Source organism: Curtobacterium sp. ISL-83, assembly GCF_018613895.1.
Classification (GTDB): domain Bacteria; phylum Actinomycetota; class Actinomycetes; order Actinomycetales; family Microbacteriaceae; genus Curtobacterium.
This window is the reverse complement of record NZ_JAGGPH010000021.1, coordinates 1-19,980: the sequence shown is the minus strand read 5'-3', so window position 1 is coordinate 19,980 and position 19,980 is coordinate 1. Positions and strand designations below refer to the sequence as shown.

General features: G+C 70.5%; 15 protein-coding genes and 1 other RNA gene. 8 read left to right on the top strand and 8 right to left on the bottom strand.

Annotated features, from left to right (window positions below; translation table 11 throughout):
- The coding region (gene sucB, locus J7E22_RS16465; RefSeq protein WP_214982925.1) for a 2-oxoglutarate dehydrogenase, E2 component, dihydrolipoamide succinyltransferase at positions 1-1,070 on the top strand (1,070 nt) is incomplete at its 5' end.
- 101 nt (positions 1,071-1,171) lie between these two features.
- Here sucB and J7E22_RS16460 read toward each other — a convergent pair.
- Positions 1,172-2,032: a hypothetical protein gene (locus J7E22_RS16460; protein ID WP_214982924.1), complete on the bottom strand. Its 861-nt coding sequence runs from the start codon at positions 2,030-2,032 to the stop codon at positions 1,172-1,174.
- Between the two features lie 127 nt (positions 2,033-2,159).
- Between J7E22_RS16460 and J7E22_RS16455 the strand changes: the two genes are divergently transcribed.
- Positions 2,160-2,888: a DUF4191 domain-containing protein gene (locus J7E22_RS16455; protein ID WP_214982923.1), complete on the top strand. Its 729-nt coding sequence runs from the start codon at positions 2,160-2,162 to the stop codon at positions 2,886-2,888.
- 232 nt (positions 2,889-3,120) lie between these two features.
- On the opposite strand, the gene J7E22_RS16450 is transcribed toward J7E22_RS16455, so the two are convergent.
- Positions 3,121-3,576, bottom strand: coding sequence for an RDD family protein (locus J7E22_RS16450; RefSeq protein WP_214982922.1), 456 nt, complete (start codon positions 3,574-3,576; stop codon positions 3,121-3,123).
- A gap of 140 nt (positions 3,577-3,716) precedes the next feature.
- Here J7E22_RS16450 and glnA (J7E22_RS16445) point away from each other — a divergent pair, with 140 nt between their 5' ends.
- Entirely contained in the window at positions 3,717-5,141 is a 1,425-nt protein-coding gene (gene glnA, locus J7E22_RS16445; protein ID WP_214982921.1) for a type I glutamate--ammonia ligase, read from the top strand.
- Positions 5,142-5,648: 507 nt separating this feature from the next.
- Here the strand turns inward: glnA (J7E22_RS16445) and J7E22_RS16440 are convergent.
- From J7E22_RS16440 to glnA (J7E22_RS16420), 5 genes are all read right to left on the bottom strand, one after another.
- Positions 5,649-7,091 carry a UDP-glucose/GDP-mannose dehydrogenase family protein gene (locus J7E22_RS16440; protein ID WP_214982920.1) on the bottom strand — a complete coding sequence of 481 codons (1,443 nt, stop codon included), beginning with the start codon at positions 7,089-7,091 and terminating at the stop codon, positions 5,649-5,651.
- A complete protein-coding gene (locus tag J7E22_RS16435) occupies positions 7,088-8,617 on the bottom strand; it encodes a glycoside hydrolase family 26 protein (RefSeq protein ID WP_214982919.1) in 1,530 nt (509 codons plus the stop codon). The genes J7E22_RS16440 and J7E22_RS16435 overlap by 4 nt, the downstream gene beginning before the upstream one ends.
- Positions 8,610-10,259 (bottom strand): glycosyltransferase, encoded by a 1,650-nt coding sequence (locus J7E22_RS16430; RefSeq protein ID WP_214982918.1) that lies wholly within the window; start codon positions 10,257-10,259, stop codon positions 8,610-8,612. Before J7E22_RS16430 ends, J7E22_RS16435 begins: the two co-directional genes overlap by 8 nt.
- 504 nt (positions 10,260-10,763) lie before the next feature.
- Positions 10,764-13,733, bottom strand: coding sequence for a bifunctional [glutamine synthetase] adenylyltransferase/[glutamine synthetase]-adenylyl-L-tyrosine phosphorylase (locus J7E22_RS16425; RefSeq protein ID WP_214982917.1), 2,970 nt, complete (start codon positions 13,731-13,733; stop codon positions 10,764-10,766).
- A gap of 39 nt (positions 13,734-13,772) precedes the next feature.
- Positions 13,773-15,110 (bottom strand): type I glutamate--ammonia ligase, encoded by a 1,338-nt coding sequence (glnA, locus tag J7E22_RS16420; protein WP_214982916.1) that lies wholly within the window; start codon positions 15,108-15,110, stop codon positions 13,773-13,775.
- Positions 15,111-15,331: 221 nt separating this feature from the next.
- Here glnA (J7E22_RS16420) and J7E22_RS16415 point away from each other — a divergent pair, with 221 nt between their 5' ends.
- Together J7E22_RS16415 and J7E22_RS16410 are read left to right on the top strand one after the other, a co-directional pair.
- Positions 15,332-16,396, top strand: coding sequence for an iron-containing redox enzyme family protein (locus J7E22_RS16415; protein ID WP_251009297.1), 1,065 nt, complete (start codon positions 15,332-15,334; stop codon positions 16,394-16,396).
- Complete coding sequence (locus J7E22_RS16410) at positions 16,393-16,641, top strand: CDGSH iron-sulfur domain-containing protein (protein WP_214982915.1); 249 nt, start codon at positions 16,393-16,395, stop codon at positions 16,639-16,641. The genes J7E22_RS16415 and J7E22_RS16410 overlap by 4 nt, the downstream gene beginning before the upstream one ends.
- 86 nt (positions 16,642-16,727) lie before the next feature.
- Here the strand turns inward: J7E22_RS16410 and J7E22_RS16405 are convergent, their stop codons facing one another.
- On the bottom strand, positions 16,728-16,907 hold the full coding sequence (locus J7E22_RS16405; RefSeq protein WP_214982914.1) for an SPOR domain-containing protein: 180 nt from the start codon (positions 16,905-16,907) through the stop codon (positions 16,728-16,730).
- A 41-nt stretch (positions 16,908-16,948) separates the two neighbouring features.
- Here J7E22_RS16405 and map point away from each other — a divergent pair, with 41 nt between their 5' ends.
- The 3 genes from map (at position 16,949) to rnpB (ending at position 19,652) form a co-directional block, all read left to right on the top strand.
- Positions 16,949-17,812 carry a type I methionyl aminopeptidase gene (map, locus tag J7E22_RS16400; protein WP_214982913.1) on the top strand — a complete coding sequence of 288 codons (864 nt, stop codon included), beginning with the start codon at positions 16,949-16,951 and terminating at the stop codon, positions 17,810-17,812.
- 97 nt (positions 17,813-17,909) lie between these two features.
- A complete protein-coding gene (gene ppgK, locus J7E22_RS16395) occupies positions 17,910-18,665 on the top strand; it encodes a polyphosphate--glucose phosphotransferase (protein WP_214982912.1) in 756 nt (251 codons plus the stop codon).
- A gap of 626 nt (positions 18,666-19,291) precedes the next feature.
- Positions 19,292-19,652: RNase P RNA component class A (gene rnpB, locus J7E22_RS16390), an RNA gene on the top strand.
- Positions 19,653-19,980: the final 328 nt, after the last annotated feature.

The following is a 19,980-nucleotide window of genomic DNA, read 5'->3' as shown; positions in this document are numbered from 1 at the left end:
CCGCCCCGCCGGTGCCGCAGGCCGCTCCGGTCCCGCCGCCCGCCGCTGCTCCGCCCGCTCCGGTCCCGGCCCCTGCGGCCGCCGCTCCCGCGGCTCCGACTGCTGCTGCAGCCACCGCCGCCGTACCCAACCCGAGCCAGGACGGCGCGGCCTCTGGCTACGTCACGCCGCTCGTCCGCAAGCTCGCGAACGAGCAGGGCGTCGACCTGTCGACGGTCACGGGTTCCGGTGTCGGCGGACGCATCCGCAAGGAGGACGTCCTCGCCGCAGCGGCCGCTGCTGCACAGGCTCCCGCAGCCGGTGGGCAGTCCGCCGCTCCTGCGTCGTCGGGTCCCTTCGTCGCCGAGGTCTCGCCGCTCCGCGGGACGCGCGAGAAGATGACGCGCCTCCGCAAGGTCGTCGCCGAACGCGCCGTGCAGTCGATGACCTCGACCGCGCAGCTCACGAGCGTCGTCGAGGTCGACGTGACGAAGGTCGCGCAGTTCCGTGACGCGCACAAGGCCGAGTTCCTCGAGAAGACCGGCTCGAAGCTGTCCTTCATGCCCTTCTTCGCCCTCGCGGCGTCCGAGGCGCTGAAGGCCCACCCGAAGATCAACTCGACGGTGGACGGCGACGAGATCGTGTACCCGGAGTCCGAGAACGTGTCGATCGCGGTCGACACCGAGCGCGGCCTGCTCACCCCGGTGATCAAGGACGCGGCGTCGCTGAACCTGGCGCAGTTCTCGCAGTCGATCGCGGACCTGGCCGAGCGCACCCGCAACAATCAGCTCAAGCCGGACGAGCTCGCGGGTGGGACGTTCACGCTCACGAACACCGGGTCGCGCGGCGCGCTGTTCGACACCCCCGTGGTGTTCCTGCCGCAGTCGGCGATCCTCGGCACGGGCATCGTGACGAAGCGTCCGGCCGTCGTGAAGGTGGACGGACAGGAAGCGATCGCGATCCGTTCGTTCGTGTACCTGGCGCTGTCGTACGACCACCGCATCATCGATGGTGCGGACGCCTCGCGGTACCTGGTCGCGGTGAAGAACCGGCTCGAGGAGGGCAACTTCGGCCCGAACCTCGGGTACTGATCCGTCCCTCGGCTCGAACGGCCCCGGTCCCCTGGTGGGATCGGGGCCGTTCCCGTGTCCCCCTCGCGCGAGCGTCTCCCCCTCGTGCGAGCGTCTCGTCTTCATGCGAGTGTGAACCACCCCGCAGCCGCGAGTCCGGCCGCGATGACGACCCCGACCACCGCGTGCCGGAGCGGGATCCGGCGCTCCGAGCCGATCGGGATGCCGTGCTCGATGACGTCACGGAGCCGGTCGACTGCGTCTGTCGGCGACGACCGCTGACCCGGTTCCACGAACGCGAAGTCAGCCGGCGGCGGATCCCACCGGACGGGTCGGGGCGGCGCCACGGCACGGATGACGTCGAGCAGCTGCCGGGCGGCCTGCAGGTCGGCGTCCATCGCCGCGGCCAGTGCGGCATCGACCCCGCGACGGCACGCCTCGTACGCGTCGACACGTTCCCACACCAAGCGACAGGCCGTCGTGAGGGTGTGGTCCGCGGGGCGCTCCGCTGAGCTGCCCGGGTTCGAGCGGCCGGCGTCCGAGCTGCCGGCGTTCGAGCGGCCGCGCTGGGTGCCGGGCGGCATGTCATCCGGTGGTCCGCCGTGTGCCGGGACCACGCGCACCGATGCGGGCGGACGGTCGCACAGGACCGCCGCACCGGCATCGTCGACCAGGACGTCCTGCAGCCCCGCCGAACCGAGCAGGACTGCACCCGAGCGTCCGGCGACGAGGAGTTCGACGAGCGGCACCGTGAGCGTGACGGCCACACCCGTGGTCGGTGTGCCGAGACGGTCCAGGGCGACATCGATCGGGACGCCGGTCGGTCGGGACAGCACCACGACGAGCGAGCCGTCCGCGTCGCGTCCGACGGCGTCGACGGGGACCAGGTGCCGCCAGGCGGCGACAGCGCGGTCCGCCACCCACGAGAGCGCCGCGACCTCGTCGAGCGCCCGCCACGTGGTGCCTTCGTCGGGTGCGTCCATGGCGACCAGCGTGTCGGAGGCGGGGCGCGCCTCCCGTCTGTTGCACCGGTCTGTGGACAGTCGCCGTTCGCCCACAGCCGCCGCATCCCCGGTCCACGCCACCGCGCACAGGCCGTATCCTGTCTGCATGGCACGCAGCAGTTCTGAAGGTACGGCAGCGAAGGAGCCGGGTCGTCTCAAGCAGATGGCCCAGGTCTTCCAGATGACCCGACGGGCAGACCCGTCGTCCGTGTGGTGGTTCGCCCTCGCGTTCGTGGGTCCCGTCGTCCTCGGGGTGCTGCTCGCGCTGCTCCTGCCGGGCCAGAACTGGCTCGCCGTCGTCCTGTGGATCGTGGCGGGCGTGCTGCTCGGCGTGCTGCTGTTCCTGATCGTCCTCGGGCGGCTGGCCGAGCGTGCCGCGTACTCCCAGATCGAAGGGCAGCCCGGTGCCGTCGGCGCCGTGCTGTCGAACTCGCTCCGCCGCCAGTGGCGCTCGAGCGAGATGCCGGTCGCTGTCCACGGACGCTCGCAGGCCGCCGTCTACCGCGCGGTCGGCACGCCCGGCGTCGTGCTCATCACCGAGGGGCAGCGGGGCAACCTCACCCGCCAGGTCGAGGAAGAGCGACGCAAGGTGCAGCGCATCGTTCCGAACGTGCCAGTGCACATCGTCCACGTCGCTTCCGGGAAGGACGGCGACGGAGACGACGCCGTGACGCTGCACAAGCTCCCCCGGGCGATGAACAAGTACAAGAAGGCCCTCAACCGGAACGAGGTCCTGGCGGTCGCGAACCGTCTCGACTCCCTGACGCAGAGCCCGGCGTCCGCGATCCCCAAGGGCATGGACCCGATGCGGGCGCGCGCCGGCCGTCCGCGCTGAGCCGTTCCGTCTGCAACGCAGCACGCCCCCGACCGCTTCGGTCGGGGGCGTGCTGCGTTGCAGCGACGCGGTCCTCCGGCGATTGGTTGGCGGCGGCAGTGCGACGGCGGCGGTGCGACGGGGCAGTGCGATGGCGGCGCGGTGCCGGGTTGATCGGCTGGTGCGGCGGAACGACGCCGCACGGAGCCACCATCGCTGCACCAGGTGCAGGAGTCCTCGCCGCGCGAAGGCCCTACCGGCGGACGAGGACCGTGCCCGCGATGCGGTCGTGCGCACCCCGGCTGTCACGGTCGATGATGAGCGCCGGGACGACCAAGCACAGCAGCACGGTCCGGACCACCGGACGCCACACCCCCACGTAGCCGCCACGCATGGGCACGACGCGGAGTCCGACGCAGAGGTGCCCGAAGGACCCGGAGAGCACGCAGATGAAGAGGACCTGCAGCACCGCGAAGATCGCGATCTGGATCCACGAGTGCGTGATGTCACCCGTCCCGTGCACGGGTGACCACACCCCGGTGACGAACGCGATGAGGTCAGCGAGGGCCCCGTCGATCAGCAACGCGACGATCCGACGGCCGATCCGGCCGATGCTGCGGGGGCCGTCCTCCGGGAGCCCGAAGTCCTTGCCGGGCCAACCGTCCGGGTGAGCGGCGGACGCGGAGGACGGGGACGAGCTGCGGGCCATGTCCCCAGCGTAAGCGACGGCCGGTGTGTAACACGCCCGAAACAAAGCAGTCACGTCCGGGAAACCCCGGGTCAATAGCCTCGTCGGAGGTGCCCGCGTGGTTCCTCCGACATCACCCAACCCATTGGAGATCGGCCCACATGTTCAGCGATTCCTCAGAGGTGCTTGCCTTCATCAAGGACACGGACGTCAAGTTCCTCGACATCCGGTTCACGGACCTGCCCGGCGTCCAGCAGCACTTCAACATCCCGGCATCGACGGTCGACGAGGACTTCTTCTCGGTCGGACAGCTCTTCGACGGCTCCTCGATCCGCGGCTTTGCGTCGATCCACGAGTCCGACATGCAGCTCATCCCCGACGTGACGACGGCGTACATCGACCAGTTCCGCGCCGAGCGCACGCTGATCATGATCTTCGACATCTACAACCCGCGGAACGGCGAGATCTACGGCCGCGACCCGCGCCAGGTCGCGAAGAAGGCCGAGAAGTACCTCGCGTCGACGGGCATCGCGGACACCGCGTTCTTCGCCCCCGAGGCCGAGTTCTACATCTTCGACGACGTCCGCTACTCCGTCACGCAGAACCAGTCGTTCTACTCGGTCGACTCGGAAGAGGGCGCGTGGAACACGGGTCGTGAGGAAGAGGGCGGCAACCTCGCCAACAAGACGCCGTACAAGGGCGGGTACTTCCCCGTGTCGCCGGTCGACAAGACGGCGGACCTGCGCGACGACATCACGCTCAAGCTGATCGAGGCCGGCTTCGTGCTCGAGCGCTCGCACCACGAGGTGGGCACCGGCGGCCAGCAGGAGATCAACTACCGCTTCGACACGATGGTCCACGCCGCGGACGACATCCTGAAGTTCAAGTACATCGTCAAGAACACCGCTGACCAGTGGGGCAAGGTCGCCACGTTCATGCCGAAACCGCTCTTCGGCGACAACGGCTCGGGCATGCACACGCACCAGTCGCTGTGGAACGACGGCAAGCCGCTGTTCTACGACGAGAACGGCTACGGCGGTCTGTCAGACCTCGCACGCTGGTACATCGGCGGCATCCTGAAGCACGCCTCGGCGCTGCTCGCGTTCACGAACCCGTCGATCAACTCGTACCACCGGCTCGTCAAGGGCTTCGAGGCCCCGGTCAACCTGGTGTACTCGGCGGGCAACCGTTCGGCTGCGATCCGCATCCCGATCACGGGGACGAACCCGAAGGCCAAGCGCATCGAGTTCCGCGCGCCCGACGCCTCCGGTAACCCGTACCTCGCGTTCGCCGCGCAGCTGATGGCGGGCCTCGACGGTATCCAGAACCGCATCGAGCCGCACGAGCCGGTCGACAAGGACCTCTACGAGCTCCCCCCGGAGGAGGCGAAGGGCATCCCGCAGGTGCCCGGCTCCCTCGACGAGGCGCTCGACGCGCTCGAGGCGGACCACGAGTTCCTCACGAAGGGCAACGTCTTCACCGAGGACCTCATCCAGACGTGGATCGACTACAAGCGTGAGAACGAGATCCTCCCGCTCGCGCAGCGTCCGCACCCGTTCGAGTACGAGCTGTACTTCGGCGTCTGACACCTGAGCACTGCGAAGGGCCCCGCACCGGTCACCGGTGCGGGGCCCTTCCGCGTCCGAGCCCGCGGCCGTCCGCGGGGGGGGTGGGGTCGCGACTGCCTGGATGACCGGCGCCCGTCCGGCGGACGGACACCGGTCCTCCAGGCGGCACGGCCGGGCGTTCCTTCCCAAAGCGGGCGAGATGCAATGCCGAACCGCGCGTTGCCAGTCGGACCGGCGGACCTGGTACCGGCGGAACGATTCGGTACGCGGGGAACCACCCGGTACGCGGGGAACCACCCGGTACGCGCGGAACCACCGGGTACGCGCGGACGCACCCGGTACGCGCGGACGCACCCGGTACGCGCGGACGCACCCGGTACGCGCGGACGCACCCGGTACGCGCGGAACGTCGGGGAACGCGCGGAACAGCCAGGTACGCGCGGGAACGCCCGGGTACGCGCGAGGGAGCATGGCGCGCGAACGGGGCCCGAGCCACCGGCCCGGACCCCGACTCGCGGCGCGGACCTAGCGCGCCGTGACGAGCGCGTCGTGCGAGCCGGCGGCGACGCTCACGGGCGCACCGGCGACGGGCGACGGTCGTCCGAGCGATCGGACCTCCCAGCCCGCCTGCACCCAGTCCTGGACCGGCAGGCAGTTGCGGGCGTCGACGACGACGCGGCGTCCGACGAGCTCGCCGAGCGCTGCGGGGTCGGCGCCGATGATGTCGTCCCACTCCGTCAGCACGAGCACGACGTCCGCACCCTCGACCGCGGCCTCCATGGAGGACGCGTATGTCAGGGTCGGGAACGAGCGGCGGGCGGTCTCCATCGCCTCCGGGTCCCAGAGCGTCACCTGTGCGCCGCGGAGGTGCAGGGCCGCGGCCACGTTGAGCGCCGGCGAGTCCCGCACGTCGTCGGTGAGCGGCTTGAACGCCGCACCGATCACGGCGACGCGACGGTTCAGCACCGATCCCCCGACGGCGTCGATCGCCATGTCGATGACGCGTTCGCGCTGGCCCATGTTGATCTCGTCGACCTGCTGCATGAGGCCCACGACCCGGTTCGCACCGATCTCGTTCGCGCGGTACATGAGGGCACGGATGTCCTTCGGCAGGCAGCCGCCGCCGAACCCGAGCCCGGCGTTCAGGAACTTCCGGCCGATCCGGGCGTCGTGCCCCAGGGCGTCCGCCAGGGTGGAGACGTCGGCACCGGTGATGGCGCACATCTCGGAGATCGCGTTGATGAACGAGATCTTCGTCGCCAGGAACGCGTTCGCGCTCACCTTCACGAGTTCCGCGGTGGCCAGGTCGGTGGTGATGACCGGCGTCCCCTCGGCGATCGGCGCAGCGTAGACCTCGCGCATCACGGCGTCCGCGGCGACCGAGGCACCGCCCCAGACGAGGCGGTCCGGGTGGAGCGTGTCGTCGACGGCCTTGCCCTCGCGGAGGAACTCGGGGTTCCAGACGAGCTCCGCACCGATGCCGGCCGGGGCGAACTCGCGGACGAGTTCGCGCAACCGGGCAGCGGTCCCGACGGGCACCGTGGACTTGCCGACGATGAGGCCGGGGTGCGTGAGGTTCTCAGCGACGCCGCGGACCGCGCTCTCCACGTACGTGAGGTTGGCCGCGTGCGATCCGGACCGCTGCGGGGTGCCGACGCAGACGAAGTGGACGTCGGCTGCGGCGACGGCCTCGGCGATGTCCGCCGTGAAGCGCAGCTTGCCGCTGGCGACGTGCTTCGTGATGAGTTCCGGCAGGCCGGGCTCGAAGAACGGGACCGCACCGGCGGTGAGGGCGGCGAGCTTCGCCGGGTCGACGTCGACACCGATGGTGTCGAAGCCCATCTCGGCCATTGCTGCCGCGTGGGTCGCACCGAGGTAGCCGGTGCCGATCACGCTGACGACGGGAGCCGGACGGGAGTCCGTCGTCGTGTCGGGGGTCGTGTCAGGGGTGTGCTTCCGAGCGGTCATTTCGTGACCTCCTGCAGGTCGAAGTCGGTGTCGGTGCGCTGCATGCCGTCGACGAACGTCTGGAGGCTGTCTGCGCGGGAGTTGAGGCGCCAGTCGTTGGTGGTGCGGACGCCGTCGGTGATCGTCGTAGCGACCTCGCTGAAGTACGCGAAGCCGATGACGTCGTCGTTCGCGGGGTTCGCGAGGGCGTCGAACAGCGACGTGATCCACTGGGACTTCTGGCTGTTCGACACGGAGCCGCCGGTCTCGGTCGCGCCGATCTCGTTGAGGACGATCTTCTTGCCCGGCGCGATCTGCCGGATCTGCGCGAGCGTGGCACCGTAGGTGTTCGCGAAGGTCGGCTGCTCGGTGGGGTCACGGTAGTAGCCGCTCATCCCGACCCAGTCGACGTACTGCGCGCCGGGGTAGTACTCCGCCATGTAGTCGAGCGTCTGGTACTTCGGGTTGCCGAGCTTGTCGATGCGCGACGGCGACCAGTCCCAGATGGCGTACTGGTTCGCGCCGTTGTCCTGGAACACCTGCCAGACGTGCTTCCACATCGCCTGGTAGCTGCCGGCCGCGTTCTGGTGCTTGGCCCCCTCGGACCAGTTGTACCAAGAGCCGTTCATCTCGTGGTCGAGACGGATGACGAGCGGCATGCCGTTCGTCGCGACGGCCTGGGCGTACCGGGCCAGGTACGCGTCGAACTTGCCCGAGACGACGTCGGCGTTCGTGTACCCGGGGACGTACGGCTGGTCGTTGCCGGTCGCTGCCGGCACGGTCTCCCACGTCATCAGCGGCAGGCGGCCGTTCGCCCAGGAGCGCTGCACCGCGGTGGCGTTGAAGTCCTGGTCGAAGCCCTGGAAGAAGCCGACCATGTTCGTCGCCTTCCCGACCTCCTGCGAGACCTGGTCGTACTCGGACCAGTTGAACGGCGACTGCGCCGTGTACAGGCCGTACCACCGGGACTGTTGCGCGAGCACCTCGGCCTTGGTCGGCGTGGTGATCGGGGCGGGCCCGGGATCGTTGGACGGGCCACCGTTCGGGTTCGTCACGCCGTGGCCGCCGGACGAGCCGGAACCCGAACCGGACCCTCCGGACCCACCGGAACCGGTGGAGCCGGAACCGGACCCGCCGTGACCGGAACCCGACCCGGCGGCGGAGGACGTGCCTCCAGTCCGGCCCTTCGCAGCACCGAGCTGGGACTGCAGCGACGCGATCTGCGCCTTGAGCTGGGCGATCTGACCGCTCCGCGACCCGGCCTGCGCCGACGTCGAGTCGAGCTTGCCCTCGAGCGACCAGATCTTCTCCTGCGCCGCGGTGAGCTTCGTCTGCAGCTCGGCGGCGGAGACCTGCTTCGCCCTGGGTGCGGGCACCCCGAGTGCCTGGTGCACAGCGGCGGAGAGCGGTCCGGACGGGGAGATCCAGACCGTCCAGGTGATGAGTCCGAGGACGAGGACGATGGCGGTCGTGCCGACGGCGGTGCGTCGGGCGTGCTTGCTGGACTGCGCCCACCAAGCGCCTGAGGAACGGATGAGGTCAGACAATGAGGAAGGCCTCCAGGACGAAGATCGCGATGCCGATGCAGTACGGGATCGCGGCGTACGGGTTGTACCGGCGGGCGGTCGGACGGGCGGGAGCCGGCGTCGGCGCGGCGGCTGCGGCCGCCTCCCGCCGGGTGGTCAGGACCGTGGTCGTCGAGGTGCTCGTCGCATCGGCGCCGAACAGTTCGTCGAACGCGCGGTCGGCGGCGACCTGGTCGTCCGCAGAGCGCGCGCCGTACAGCGGTGCGTCGGCGGACGGTGCGCCGAACCGCGACGCGTCCTGCACCAGGTCGACCGTCCCCGCCGCGCGGGCACGGTCGGCTGCGTCGATGGGGCTCACCGGGGTGAGGAGCCCGGTCACGCTCGGCTGCGCCGGGCTCGGGTCCTCCTCCATCGGGCCACCCGCGTAGGCACCGGCCCGGGTCCCCCAGCCCGAGGCGTGCGCCAGGCGGAAGAACCCGATGAGCCGGATCGGCATGAGGAAGAACGTCGACACGATGATGAACATCGGCAGCCGGAAGAAGTCGCTCGGCTTCTCGGACAGGTGGCGCATCTGCCGGATCGCCATGCTCAGCACCGACGAGATCACCATGAGCGCGGCCACGTAGACGAACCCGGTGGAGAACCCGTACTGCTGCAGGATCCCCTGGTACAGGTTCTCGCCCTGCCCGGTGAACGCACGGTAGACCCAGCCCGCGATCACGCCGAAGAGCATGAAGGGCAGCAGGATGTCGGTGACGAAGAACAGCGCCAGGACCGGAGCGTGCCCGATCATCCAGGGCAGCATCCGCAGGGTGTTGTACTGCGAGCCGCGCGCCCACCGGAGCTGCTGCTTGAACAGCTTCTTCACCTGGAGCGGGGCGTCCGTGTAGACCAGCGACGTGTACTGGTAGACGGTCCGGTACCCCTCCTTGAGCGTGAGGTTCGTGAGCGTCCGGTCGTCGGAGACCTCGAGGAACACGTTCAGGAACTTCTCGTGCATGAACTTGTCCATGACCCGCATCAGGATCGTGCGACGGAACGCGATGGTCCGGCCCGGGAGGCACCCGATCTGGCCGAGGACGCTCTGCGCGGGCATCGAGTACAGCGCGCGGGAGTTCTCGAGCCAGTCGGCCCACCGGGTGATCCAGCTGCGCTCCGGCTCGAGGATGCGCTGCCGGGTCGTGACGCCGCCGACGGACTCGTCGGCGAACGGACGGAGCAGCTCCTCGAGGGCGCCGGGCGTCCAGACGGTGTCGGAGTCGACGAGCACGGTGATGTCGCCGTTCGACATCTCGGTACCGACCTTCACGGCGTTCCGCTTGCCCGGGATGGGCGTGTGCGTCCACCGGACGAGCGGGGCGAACTCGTCGCAGACCCCTTCGAGTGCCTCGTTGCGGGCACCGTTGATGACGACGATGATCTCGCCCGGACGCTGCTCGACCATGCGGCCGATCACGTCGCGGAACAGGTCGAGCGGTTCGTCCACGACGGGGACGACGACGCTGGTGGTGCCGACGAAGGTGCCGGTGAACGGGCGGTAGCGGGCGGACAAGACGACCTTGAGCAGCCAGAGGAGCCAGATCACCGCGGAGTACACGGCGAAGAGGTAGAACTCTGGGTGCCCTTCGACCATCTGCCGGATCTGCAGAATGAAGGTGAACATCGATCCCTGTTTCAACGTTCGAGGGGGGATTCCGCTTCATCGAGGAACCAGTGGTCGGTTCGGGTGGTGCCATTGATGCAGATACGACGGCTGTCGCGCAACGCGGCCCCCGAGCGGGGGCGTTTCCATCGTGTTACGGGGGACAAGCTGGTCCCCCTCGCACCCCACGACCGCTGTCCCCACGAGTGCTGACAGCACTCCGGCGGACCGACGGGAGGCGCGGTGGCGGGCGCGCACCGTAGTCACCCATCCTGGAGGCGCGGGTTGCTTTCCAGGGAAAGCCCAGGTCCGGAGCACATCGCTTCTCGACCGCACAGCCGGCTGGACGGCCGTCATCCCAGCGATCGGGGCACCGTTCGGGCTGCCCGGACCGAGAGCGGTGCCGCGCAGCTCGGGGTACAGATCGGTCCGCATGGGGGACGCGGTTCCGACGCTGGAAATCCACCTTCGACGGGATGTCACCTTCGTGTGAAAAGGGTCGCCCCGGGCGTGTCGGAGTCGGTGTCAGTCGCCGTAGAACTCGCGCTCGAACACCTGACGTGCACGACGGGTGACGCCGAGGTAGTCCTCTTCGAGCCGCGAGGCCGAGCCCGGCGGGTACTCCATGAGGCGTGCCATGCCCTCGAGCTGGGCCCGGTCGACGGGCAGGACGTCCGTCGTCTTACCGGACCACAGGACGAGGGCGCTCCGCGCGCGCGACGCGAAGCGCCAGGCGGCACCGAGTCGCTCGGCGTCCTCCGGCTGCACGAGCCCCGCGTCGGCGGCCGCCTGCAGGGCGTCGAGGGTCGAGGTGGTCCGGAGTCCGGGCACGGTCAGGGCGTACTGCAGCTGCAGCAGCTGCACGAACCACTCGACGTCGCTGAGCGAGCCCCGCCCGAGCTTGAGGTGCCGCGCGGGATCGGCGCCGCGCGGGAGACGCTCGGACTCGACCCGCGCCTTGATGCGGCGGACCTCGCGGATCTGCAGGTCGGCGATGCGCTCCGGGTACCGGGTGCGATCGGCCAGGTGCTCGAAGTCCCGGAGCAACTGTTCGTCCCCCACCGCGCCGCGGGCCCGGAGCAGCGCCTGCGCTTCCCACGTCAGCGACCAGCGGGCGTAGTAGGCGCCGTACGAGTCGAGCGTCCGGACCAGCGGCCCGTTCTTCCCCTCCGGTCGCAGGTCGACGTCGAGTTCGAACGGGTGGATCGTGTCCTCGGTGAGTCGTCCGAGCTCCCGCACGATGGTCTGTGCAGCGCGGGACGCGACCTCCGGCGCCAGGTCCGTCGCCCGGTAGACGTACAGGACGTCGGCGTCGGACCCGAACCCGAGCTCCCGACCGCCGTACCGGCCCATCGCGATCACGCCGAACTCGAGTCCCTCCGGCGCGTCCCGTCGGGCCAGCGCGAGAGCACCGGCGAGGGTGCTCTCGGTGATGTCCGTGAGCGCGGGGCCGAGGGCGTTGACGTCGAGGTGCCCGAGCACGGCGGCCATGCCGAGCCGGAGCGTCTCCCGACGGCGCGCGGACCGCACGAGCGCCGCGGACCCGTCGACGTCGTTGCCGTGCCGCGCGGTCGTCGCCGTCATCTCCGCCAGCAGCGACTCGATCGGTCGCGGACGCAGCAGGGCTTCGGGCTCGTCGAGCCACGCGACCGCCTCGGGGAAACGTTCGAGCAGCCCGGACAGGAACGCCGACTCGGACAGGACCGTCGTCAGCGAGTGCGCGGCGCCGGACGAGTCCCGGAGCATGCGGAGGAACCAGCTCGACTCCCCCAGGGTGTCGCTGAGCCGACGGAAGGCCAGCAGGGCCCGGTCGGCGGCCGGCCCCTCGGCCATCCACCGCAGCAGGACCGGCAGCAGGTTCCGCTGGATCGCGGCACGACGGCTCGTGCCCTGCGTGAGCGCCCGGATGTGTCGCAGTGCTCCGTCGGGATCCACGAAGCCGATCGCGCCGAGTCGGTCGGCGGCCTGCCCGGTGGTCAGCGCGATCTCACCGTCGGACGCCGCCACCGCGGACAGCAGGGGGCGGTAGAACAGGCGCTCGTGCAGGCCACGGACCTCGAGCTTCACGCCGCGCCACCGGGTCTCGAGCGCCGGGGCCGAGGTCGCGAGGCCGCTCGAGCGTGCCAGGACCCGGAGCTCCTCTTCGTCCGAGGGCATCAGGTGGGTGCGCTGGAGCCGACGCAGCTGGATCCGGTGCTCCAGGACCCGCAGGAACGCGTAGTCCGGACCGAAGCGTGCCGCCTCGGGACGTCCGACGTACCCGGCGGCGGTCAGGGCGTCCATCGCCTCGAGCGTCGAGCGGACACGGACGGAGGGGTCGTCGCGGCCGTGCACGAGCTGCAGCAGCTGGACCGTGAACTCGACGTCGCGGAGGCCCCCCGGACCGAGCTTCAGCTGGCGGTCGACCTCACCGTCGGGGATGTGCGCCGTCACGCGCTCCCGCATCCGCTGCACCGACTCGACGAACCCCGGACGCTTCGCCGAGTTCCACACGAACGGTGCGACGGCGGCGGCGTACCGCTCCCCCAGGTCGACGGACCCGGCGATGGGCCGGGCCTTGAGCAGCGCCTGGAACTCCCACTCGCGAGCCCACCGCTCGTAGTAGGCGACGTGGGAGTCCAACGTGCGGACGAGCGCGCCGTCCTTGCCCTCTGGTCGGAGGTTCGCGTCGACCTCCCACAGCGCCGGTTCGGCGGCGAGGTCGGTGATCGCGTGCGTCGCGGCGATGGCCAGGCGGGTGGCGATCGTGACGGCGCGGTCCGTGCCGATGCCCGTGCCCGCTGCCTCGTCGAAGGTGGGCTCGGTCACGAAGATGACGTCGACGTCGCTCACGTAGTTGAGCTCGCGGGCGCCGGCCTTGCCCATCGCGATGACCGCGAGCGGGGTCGCCTGGACGTCGGCGGCCGGGAACGGCACCTCGCGCCGGGCGATCGACACCGCAGCCTCGAGCGCAGCCCCTGCCAGGTCCGCGAGCCCCGCGGCCACCGCCGGGAACGCCTCGGTCGGTGACGCGTGCAGGACGTCGAACAGCGCGATCTGGGCCAGGTGCCGGCGGTAGCGGACACGCAGGCGGAGCCGGGCGGGCTCACCGGTCGCTTCGTCCACTGCCGCGAGGAGCGACTCGGTGTAGCGATCCTGCGACCACGGCTCGGTGACGGGTTCGAGCAGGAGGTCGAGTTCCTCCGGACGGCGGTGCAGGAACTCGCCCAGCCCGACCGACGCGCCGAGCAGCCGCACCAGGCGCTCCCGGGCGACCGTGTCCGCCAGGACCGGTCGCAGGGCGTCCGGCGCGCGGTCGAGGAGCCGCTCGAGCGCGCGGAGGGAACCGTCGGGGTCCGCGGTCGCACCCCACAACTCGGCGAGGCCGCCGACCGGCAACGGGAAGCCCGGGATGTGCCGGGCTTCCAGGTCCGCCGCACGCTCCAGGCTCTCGGAGAGCTCCGCGAAGCCCAGCCGAGCCAGCTCGGAACGTGACGTCGGCGTCCTGCTGGTCATCTGGTGCGTGCTTCCGGCGAGGTCAGGAGGGCGGACCGGTCAGAGCGCGCCGAGGTTCGTGTCGAGCTCGAACGGCGTCACCTGGTCGCGGTACCGCTTCCACTCCTGACGCTTGTTCAGCAGCACGAAGTTGAAGACCTGCTCGCCCAGGGTCTCGGCCACGAGCTCCGAGTCCTCCATGAGGCTCAGGGCGTGGTCGAGGCTCGCGGGGAGCTGGCTGTACCCGAGGGCTCGGCGCTCCGAGTCCGTGAGGCTCCAGACGTTGTCCTCGGCCTCGGGCGGGAGCTCGTAGCCTTCCTCGATGCCCTTGAGCCCCGCGGCGAGGAGCAGCGAGTACGCCAGGTACGGGTTCGCGGCGGAGTCGATGCCGCGGTACTCGATGCGGGACGACTGGCCCTTGTTCGGCTTGTACAGCGGCACCCGGACGAGCGCCGAGCGGTTGTTGTGCCCCCACGTGACGAACGACGGGGCCTCGTCACCACCCCAGAGACGCTTGTAGGAGTTCACGAACTGGTTCGTGACTGCGGTGATCTCCGGCGCGTGCTTGAGGACCCCGGCGATGAAGTGCTTCGCGGTCTCGGAGAGCTGGTACTCGCCACCCGGCTCGTAGAAGGCGTTCTGGTCGCCCTCGAACAGCGAGACGTGCGTGTGCATGCCGGACCCGGGCTCACCGGAGATCGGCTTCGGCATGAACGTCGCGTAGACGCCCTGCTCGATCGCGACCTCCTTCACGACGGTGCGGAACGTCATGATGTTGTCCGCCATCGTCAACGCGTCGGCGTACCGGAGGTCGATCTCGTTCTGACCCGGACCGGCCTCGTGGTGGCTGAACTCGACCGAGATGCCGAGGTCCTCGAGCATCCGGACGGACCGACGACGGAAGTCGTGCGCGCTGCCGCCGGGGACGTTGTCGAAGTAGCCGGCCCGGTCGACGGGCTGCGGGCCGCCGTCCTTCCACTCACGGCTCTTGAGGAGGTAGAACTCGATCTCGGGGTGCGTGTAGAACGTGAAGCCGCGCTCGCTCGCCCGGGCCAGCGTGCGCTTCAGCACGTTGCGCGGGTCGGCGACGGCGGGCTGCCCGTCGGGCGTCGTGATGTCGCAGAACATCCGCGCAGTGGGGTCGATCTCGCCCCGCCACGGCAGGATCTGGAACGTGGAGGGGTCCGGGTGCGCGAGCACGTCGGCCTCGTACGAGCGGGTCAGGCCCTCGATCGCGGAGCCGTCGAAGCCGATGCCCTCGGCGAACGCGCCCTCGACCTCGGCCGGGGCGATCGCCACCGACTTCAGCGTCCCGATGACGTCCGTGAACCAGAGTCGGATGAACTTGATGCCCCGCTCCTCGATGGTGCGGAGCACGAAGTCCGTCTGCTTGTCCATGCACGACCTTTCCGTGTATCGGCGGGGCCCAGCGGCCGTCGTCCCAGGCTAGTGGTCCGGCCCGTCGGCGCGCGACGCCATGCGGCATCGACACGGTGGCGGAAGGGGTCCGACCCGACGGGAGCGCGGTTCCCGAGAACGTCCCCAGCCGCCGTGACGATGCTCTGGAGAGGATCCACCACCGTGCGGTGCGGACCCTTCACCCTGCGAACGGAGCGCCCATGGCCGTCCTCGACGACGCCGAGATCCTCACCCAGACCCCGATGACGATGCCGGAGGCCCGTGGACCCCTCAGCGCCGCGGTCACCACGGCCCTGACCGCGGGGACGCCCACCGGTGAACTCCGGCGGCTCGCGACGGTCGCGGTCGAGGCGGCCGCCGACGTCCTGACCGACGACGACGTCCAGCTCGCCTTGTTCGTGCTCTACGAGCTGCACTACGGCGGGATCGCCGGGGTCGACGACGACCTGGAGTGGAACCCGGACCTGCTCGCGGCCCGCGCCGTGCTCGAGGTCGCGCACGAGGCGGCCGTCCGCGCGGCGGTTCCCCGGCCCGAGCGACCCGCACCGACCGCCGAGGCCGTGTCCGCCGCACTGTTCGCCCTGACCGGCGAGGACAGCGGTCCGAGCCTGTCCCGGTGGGTGGCGCGAAAGGCCGACCGGTCGCACATCCGCGAGTTCCTCGTGCAGAAGTCCGTGTACACGCTCAAGGAGGCCGACCCGCACAGCTGGGCGATCCCGCGCCTGAGCGGCCGGGCGAAGTCGGCCCTCGTGGAGATCCAGTCGGACGAGTACGGCGGCGGCCGACCGAAGCGCATCCACTCGGCGATCTTCGCGCGCACCATGCGTGCCGCGGGACTCGACGACGCGTACGGCACCTACGTCGACCTGGTGCCCGCCGTGAACCTGGCCGCGCTCAACACGATGAGCCTCTTCGGGCTGCACCGGCGCCTCCGCGGTGCGGTCGTCGGCCACCTCGCCGCGTTCGAGATGACCTCGTCGGTCCCGAGCCGGCTGTACGGCGACGGGTTCCGGCGGAACGGCTTCGACGCCGACGCGACGTGGTACTTCGACGAGCACGTCGAGGCCGACGCGGTGCACGAACAGATCGCCGGACGGGACCTCGCGGGTGGTCTCGTCGAGGCGGACCCCACGATGCTCGACGACGTCCTGTTCGGGGCGGCCGCGTGCATGGTGGTCGAGGGGATGGTCGGCGCGCACGTCCTCGCCGCCTGGGAGGCCGGCGGGAGTTCGCTCCGCCGACCGCTCGCCGAGGCCGCGGCATGACGGATCGGGACGACGACGAGCCGGTCCTCGTCGCCTACCCGGACGGGCCGTTCCTGCTGCGCGGGAACGTGAAGGTGGTGGGTCCGGACGGGCAGGAGCTGCCCCGCCGACGGCGGACCGTGGCGCTCTGCCGGTGCGGCAAGTCCACGCTGAAGCCGTACTGCGACGGCACGCACAAGCTCATCGGGTTCCGCACCGAACCGGAGGAACCGGGGCGCGACGCGCGCGACGCGGCGGCGGACTGAGACTGCTCACGCGACGATCTTCGGACGGGAGGCGCAGTGCCAGCTGGCACCGCGCCTCCCGTCCGATCGTGGTCGCGTCGCGACCGTCAGCGGTCCTCGGCGTCCGCGCGCTCGTTGTTCTCGCGGATGCGGTCCAACGCGTTGGCCGCGTCCTCCCGGGTCGCGAACGGGCCGATCCGGTCACGCTGGGGGGACTGCGGTCCCTGCTCGACCGCGTGGGTCTTCTCGTTGAACCACCACTGGGACTCGATGCGTTCGTCGCTCATGCCGCCCAACGTACCCGCGTGTCGTCGCTAGAGTGGAGCGCATGCCCCGGGACGAACACGGACACCTCACCGCCGGCCGGATCTCCCCGCAGCGGTCCGTCCCGAAGGACATCGAACGTCCCGAGTACGTCGGACACGTCGAGCCCCACGAACTCGGCCTCGGCGACACCTACACCTCGGACGAGGTCGAACGCGTCCGGGTGGCAGGTCGCATCGCCTCGCAGGCGATCGACGCCGTCGGGGCCGCCATCGCGCCGGGCGTCACCACCGACGAGCTCGACCGCATCGGCCACGAGTTCGTCGTGTCGCACGGTGCGTACCCGTCGACGCTCGGGTACCAGGGCTACCCGAAGTCGTTGTGCTCGTCGCTCAACGAGGTCATCTGCCACGGGATCCCCGACGACACCGTGCTGCAGGAGGGCGACCTCGTGAACATCGACATCACCGCCTACAAGGACGGGATGCACGGGGACACCAACCGGACGTTCATCGTGGGACAGGGTGCGCCGGAGGTGTCGGACCTCGTGACCCGGACGGAAGAAGCGCTCCGTCGCGGGATCAAGGCGGTCGCTCCCGGTCGTCAGGTGAACGTGATCGGCCGTGCGATCGAGTCCTACGCGAAACGCTTCGGCTACGGGGTCGTCCGCGACTACACCGGTCACGGCGTCGGCCGGGCGTTCCACTCCGGGCTGATCATCCCGCACTACGACGCGCCGCAGTACGACACCGTGATCGAGCCGGGCATGGTGTTCACGATCGAACCGATGCTCACCCTCGGCGGCATCGACGCGGACATCTGGTCCGACGACTGGACGGTCACCACGCGCGACAAGACGTGGACCGCACAGTTCGAACACACCCTCGTCGTCACCGAACGCGGTGCCGAAGTCCTCACCGTCTCCTGACCTCCCACGGCAACACCCCCGGCGCCGAACACGGTGTCGGGATCGGCACCGGACCGGCACCAGCGCCGGCACCAGCAACCGAAAGGCACCGCTTCTCATGACCTCCCTCGCAGTCGGCGTCGACATCGGCGGTACGGGCATCAAGGGCGCGATCGTCAACACCGAGACCGGCGAACTGACGACCGACCGCATCAAGAAGGCCACCCCGGACGGCGGCAAGCCGCAGGACATCGTGGCCGTCGCCAAGTCGATCCTCGACGACCTCTCCCCCGCGGCCGACGTCGCCGTCGGTGTCTGCTTCCCCGCGATCGTCCGCGACGGCAAGACCATGTCCGCGGCGAACGTCTCGAAGAAGTGGATCGGCTTCGAGGCCGAGGCGCTCTTCGAGAAGGAACTCGGCCGCCAGATCCACTTCGTCAACGACGCCGACGCAGCCGGGTTCGCCGAGCAGCAGTTCGGTGCGGCGAAGGGCAAGGACGGCCTGGTCATCGTCACCACGCTCGGCACCGGGATCGGCTCCGCGCTGATCAACGACGGGGTGCTCATCGTGAACTCCGAGCTCGGGCACCTGGAGATCGACGGGCACGACGCCGAGTCCCGGGCGTCGTACGCGGCGAAGGAACGTGACGACCTGTCCTGGAAGCACTGGGCGAAGCGGCTGCAGACGTACTACTCGACGCTCGAGGCGCTGCTGTCCCCGGAGCTCTTCGTCGTCGGCGGCGGCGTGTCGAAGCAGTACGAGGAGTTCCTGCCGCTGCTCGACCTGCAGGCGCAGATCATCCCGGCGACGCTGCGCAACAACGCGGGCATCATCGGGGCGGCGACGCTGGCGGCGCGGAGCGCCACGAGCTGAGGTCCGTGGTGCGCTGACGGCAGCGGGCGTGCGGCAGCCGGGCGTGCGGGGGCGGCGACACGCCCGGGCCCGCTCGCCGAGGTCGCACAACACGCCGTCCGCCGTCCGCCGAGGTCGCACAATTCGTCGCAGTCGGAGCGTCTCGGCGACAGTTCGTGCGCTCTCGGCGGCGACGGGCGGGCGTGTCGGAGCGGCCGGGCGACGGTTCGTGCACTCTCGGCGGCGACGGGCGGGCGCGTCGGATCGCCCGCCCGACGGTTGGTGCGCTCTCGGCGGCGTGGTCTGGGCGTGTCGAGCGGGCGCGACTGGCGTGTGCCGGGGCGTGCCGGCCTCTGGTCCCCGGCGGCCCGACCCTCCGCCACGCCCGGACCCGTTCGCCGAGGTCGCACAACACGCCGCCCGTCGACCACGGAGGTCGCGCAATTCGGCGCGGTCACCGCGGCCGTGCGACAGTTCGTGCACTCTCGGCGGCGACGGACGGGCGCGTCGGAGCGGCCGGGCGACGGTTCGTGCGCTCTCGGCAGCGACGGGTCGGCGTGTCGGCGCCGGCAACGGGACCGGGGGCAGCCACCAGCACCGGGTCCGCACCCCGGCCTCGGGAACGCCGGTAGACTCCCGAGTGCGAATGGGTCGGTGAGACGGTCGCGTCGCTCCCCCGGGAGCGCCGAGGAACGTCCGGGCTCCACAGAGCAGGGCGGTGGGTAACACCCACCCGGAGCAATCCGCGAGACAGTGCCACAGAGAACAGACCGCCGGCGGCAACGTCGGTAAGGGTGAAACGGTGGTGTAAGAGACCACCAGGGGTCCGGGTGACCGGATCCGCTCGGTAAACCTCGCCCGGAGCAAGGTCAGACAGAGGACGCTGAGGCTGCTCGCCGAGTCCTCGGGTAGACCGCTGGAGGCCGACGGCAACGTCGGTCCGAGAGAGATGGCCGTCACCGCCGCGAGAGCGACGGGACAGAACCCGGCGTACGGCCGGCCCATTCGCCCCTGAGCACACCCGCCCGCACGCCCCGGACCGTGCGGCGTCCGCCAACCCGTGCGAGGTTGTTCGCTCGGTGCGGCGTTCGTGCGACGCACGGAGCGATCAACCCCGCACCAGCCAGGCAGCGACCCCGCCGCGCCGGTGCGCCCACGAGACGGACGGGAGGCGCGGTGCCAGCTCGCACCGCGCCTCCCGACCGTCCCGCAGCACGCTGCACACGGTGCGGCGTCCGCCGACCCGTGCGAGGTTGTTCGCTCGGTGCGGCCTTCTTGCGACGCACGGAGCGATCAACCCCGCACCAGGCGCACGCGGGCCGCCGGGCGGGCCGCC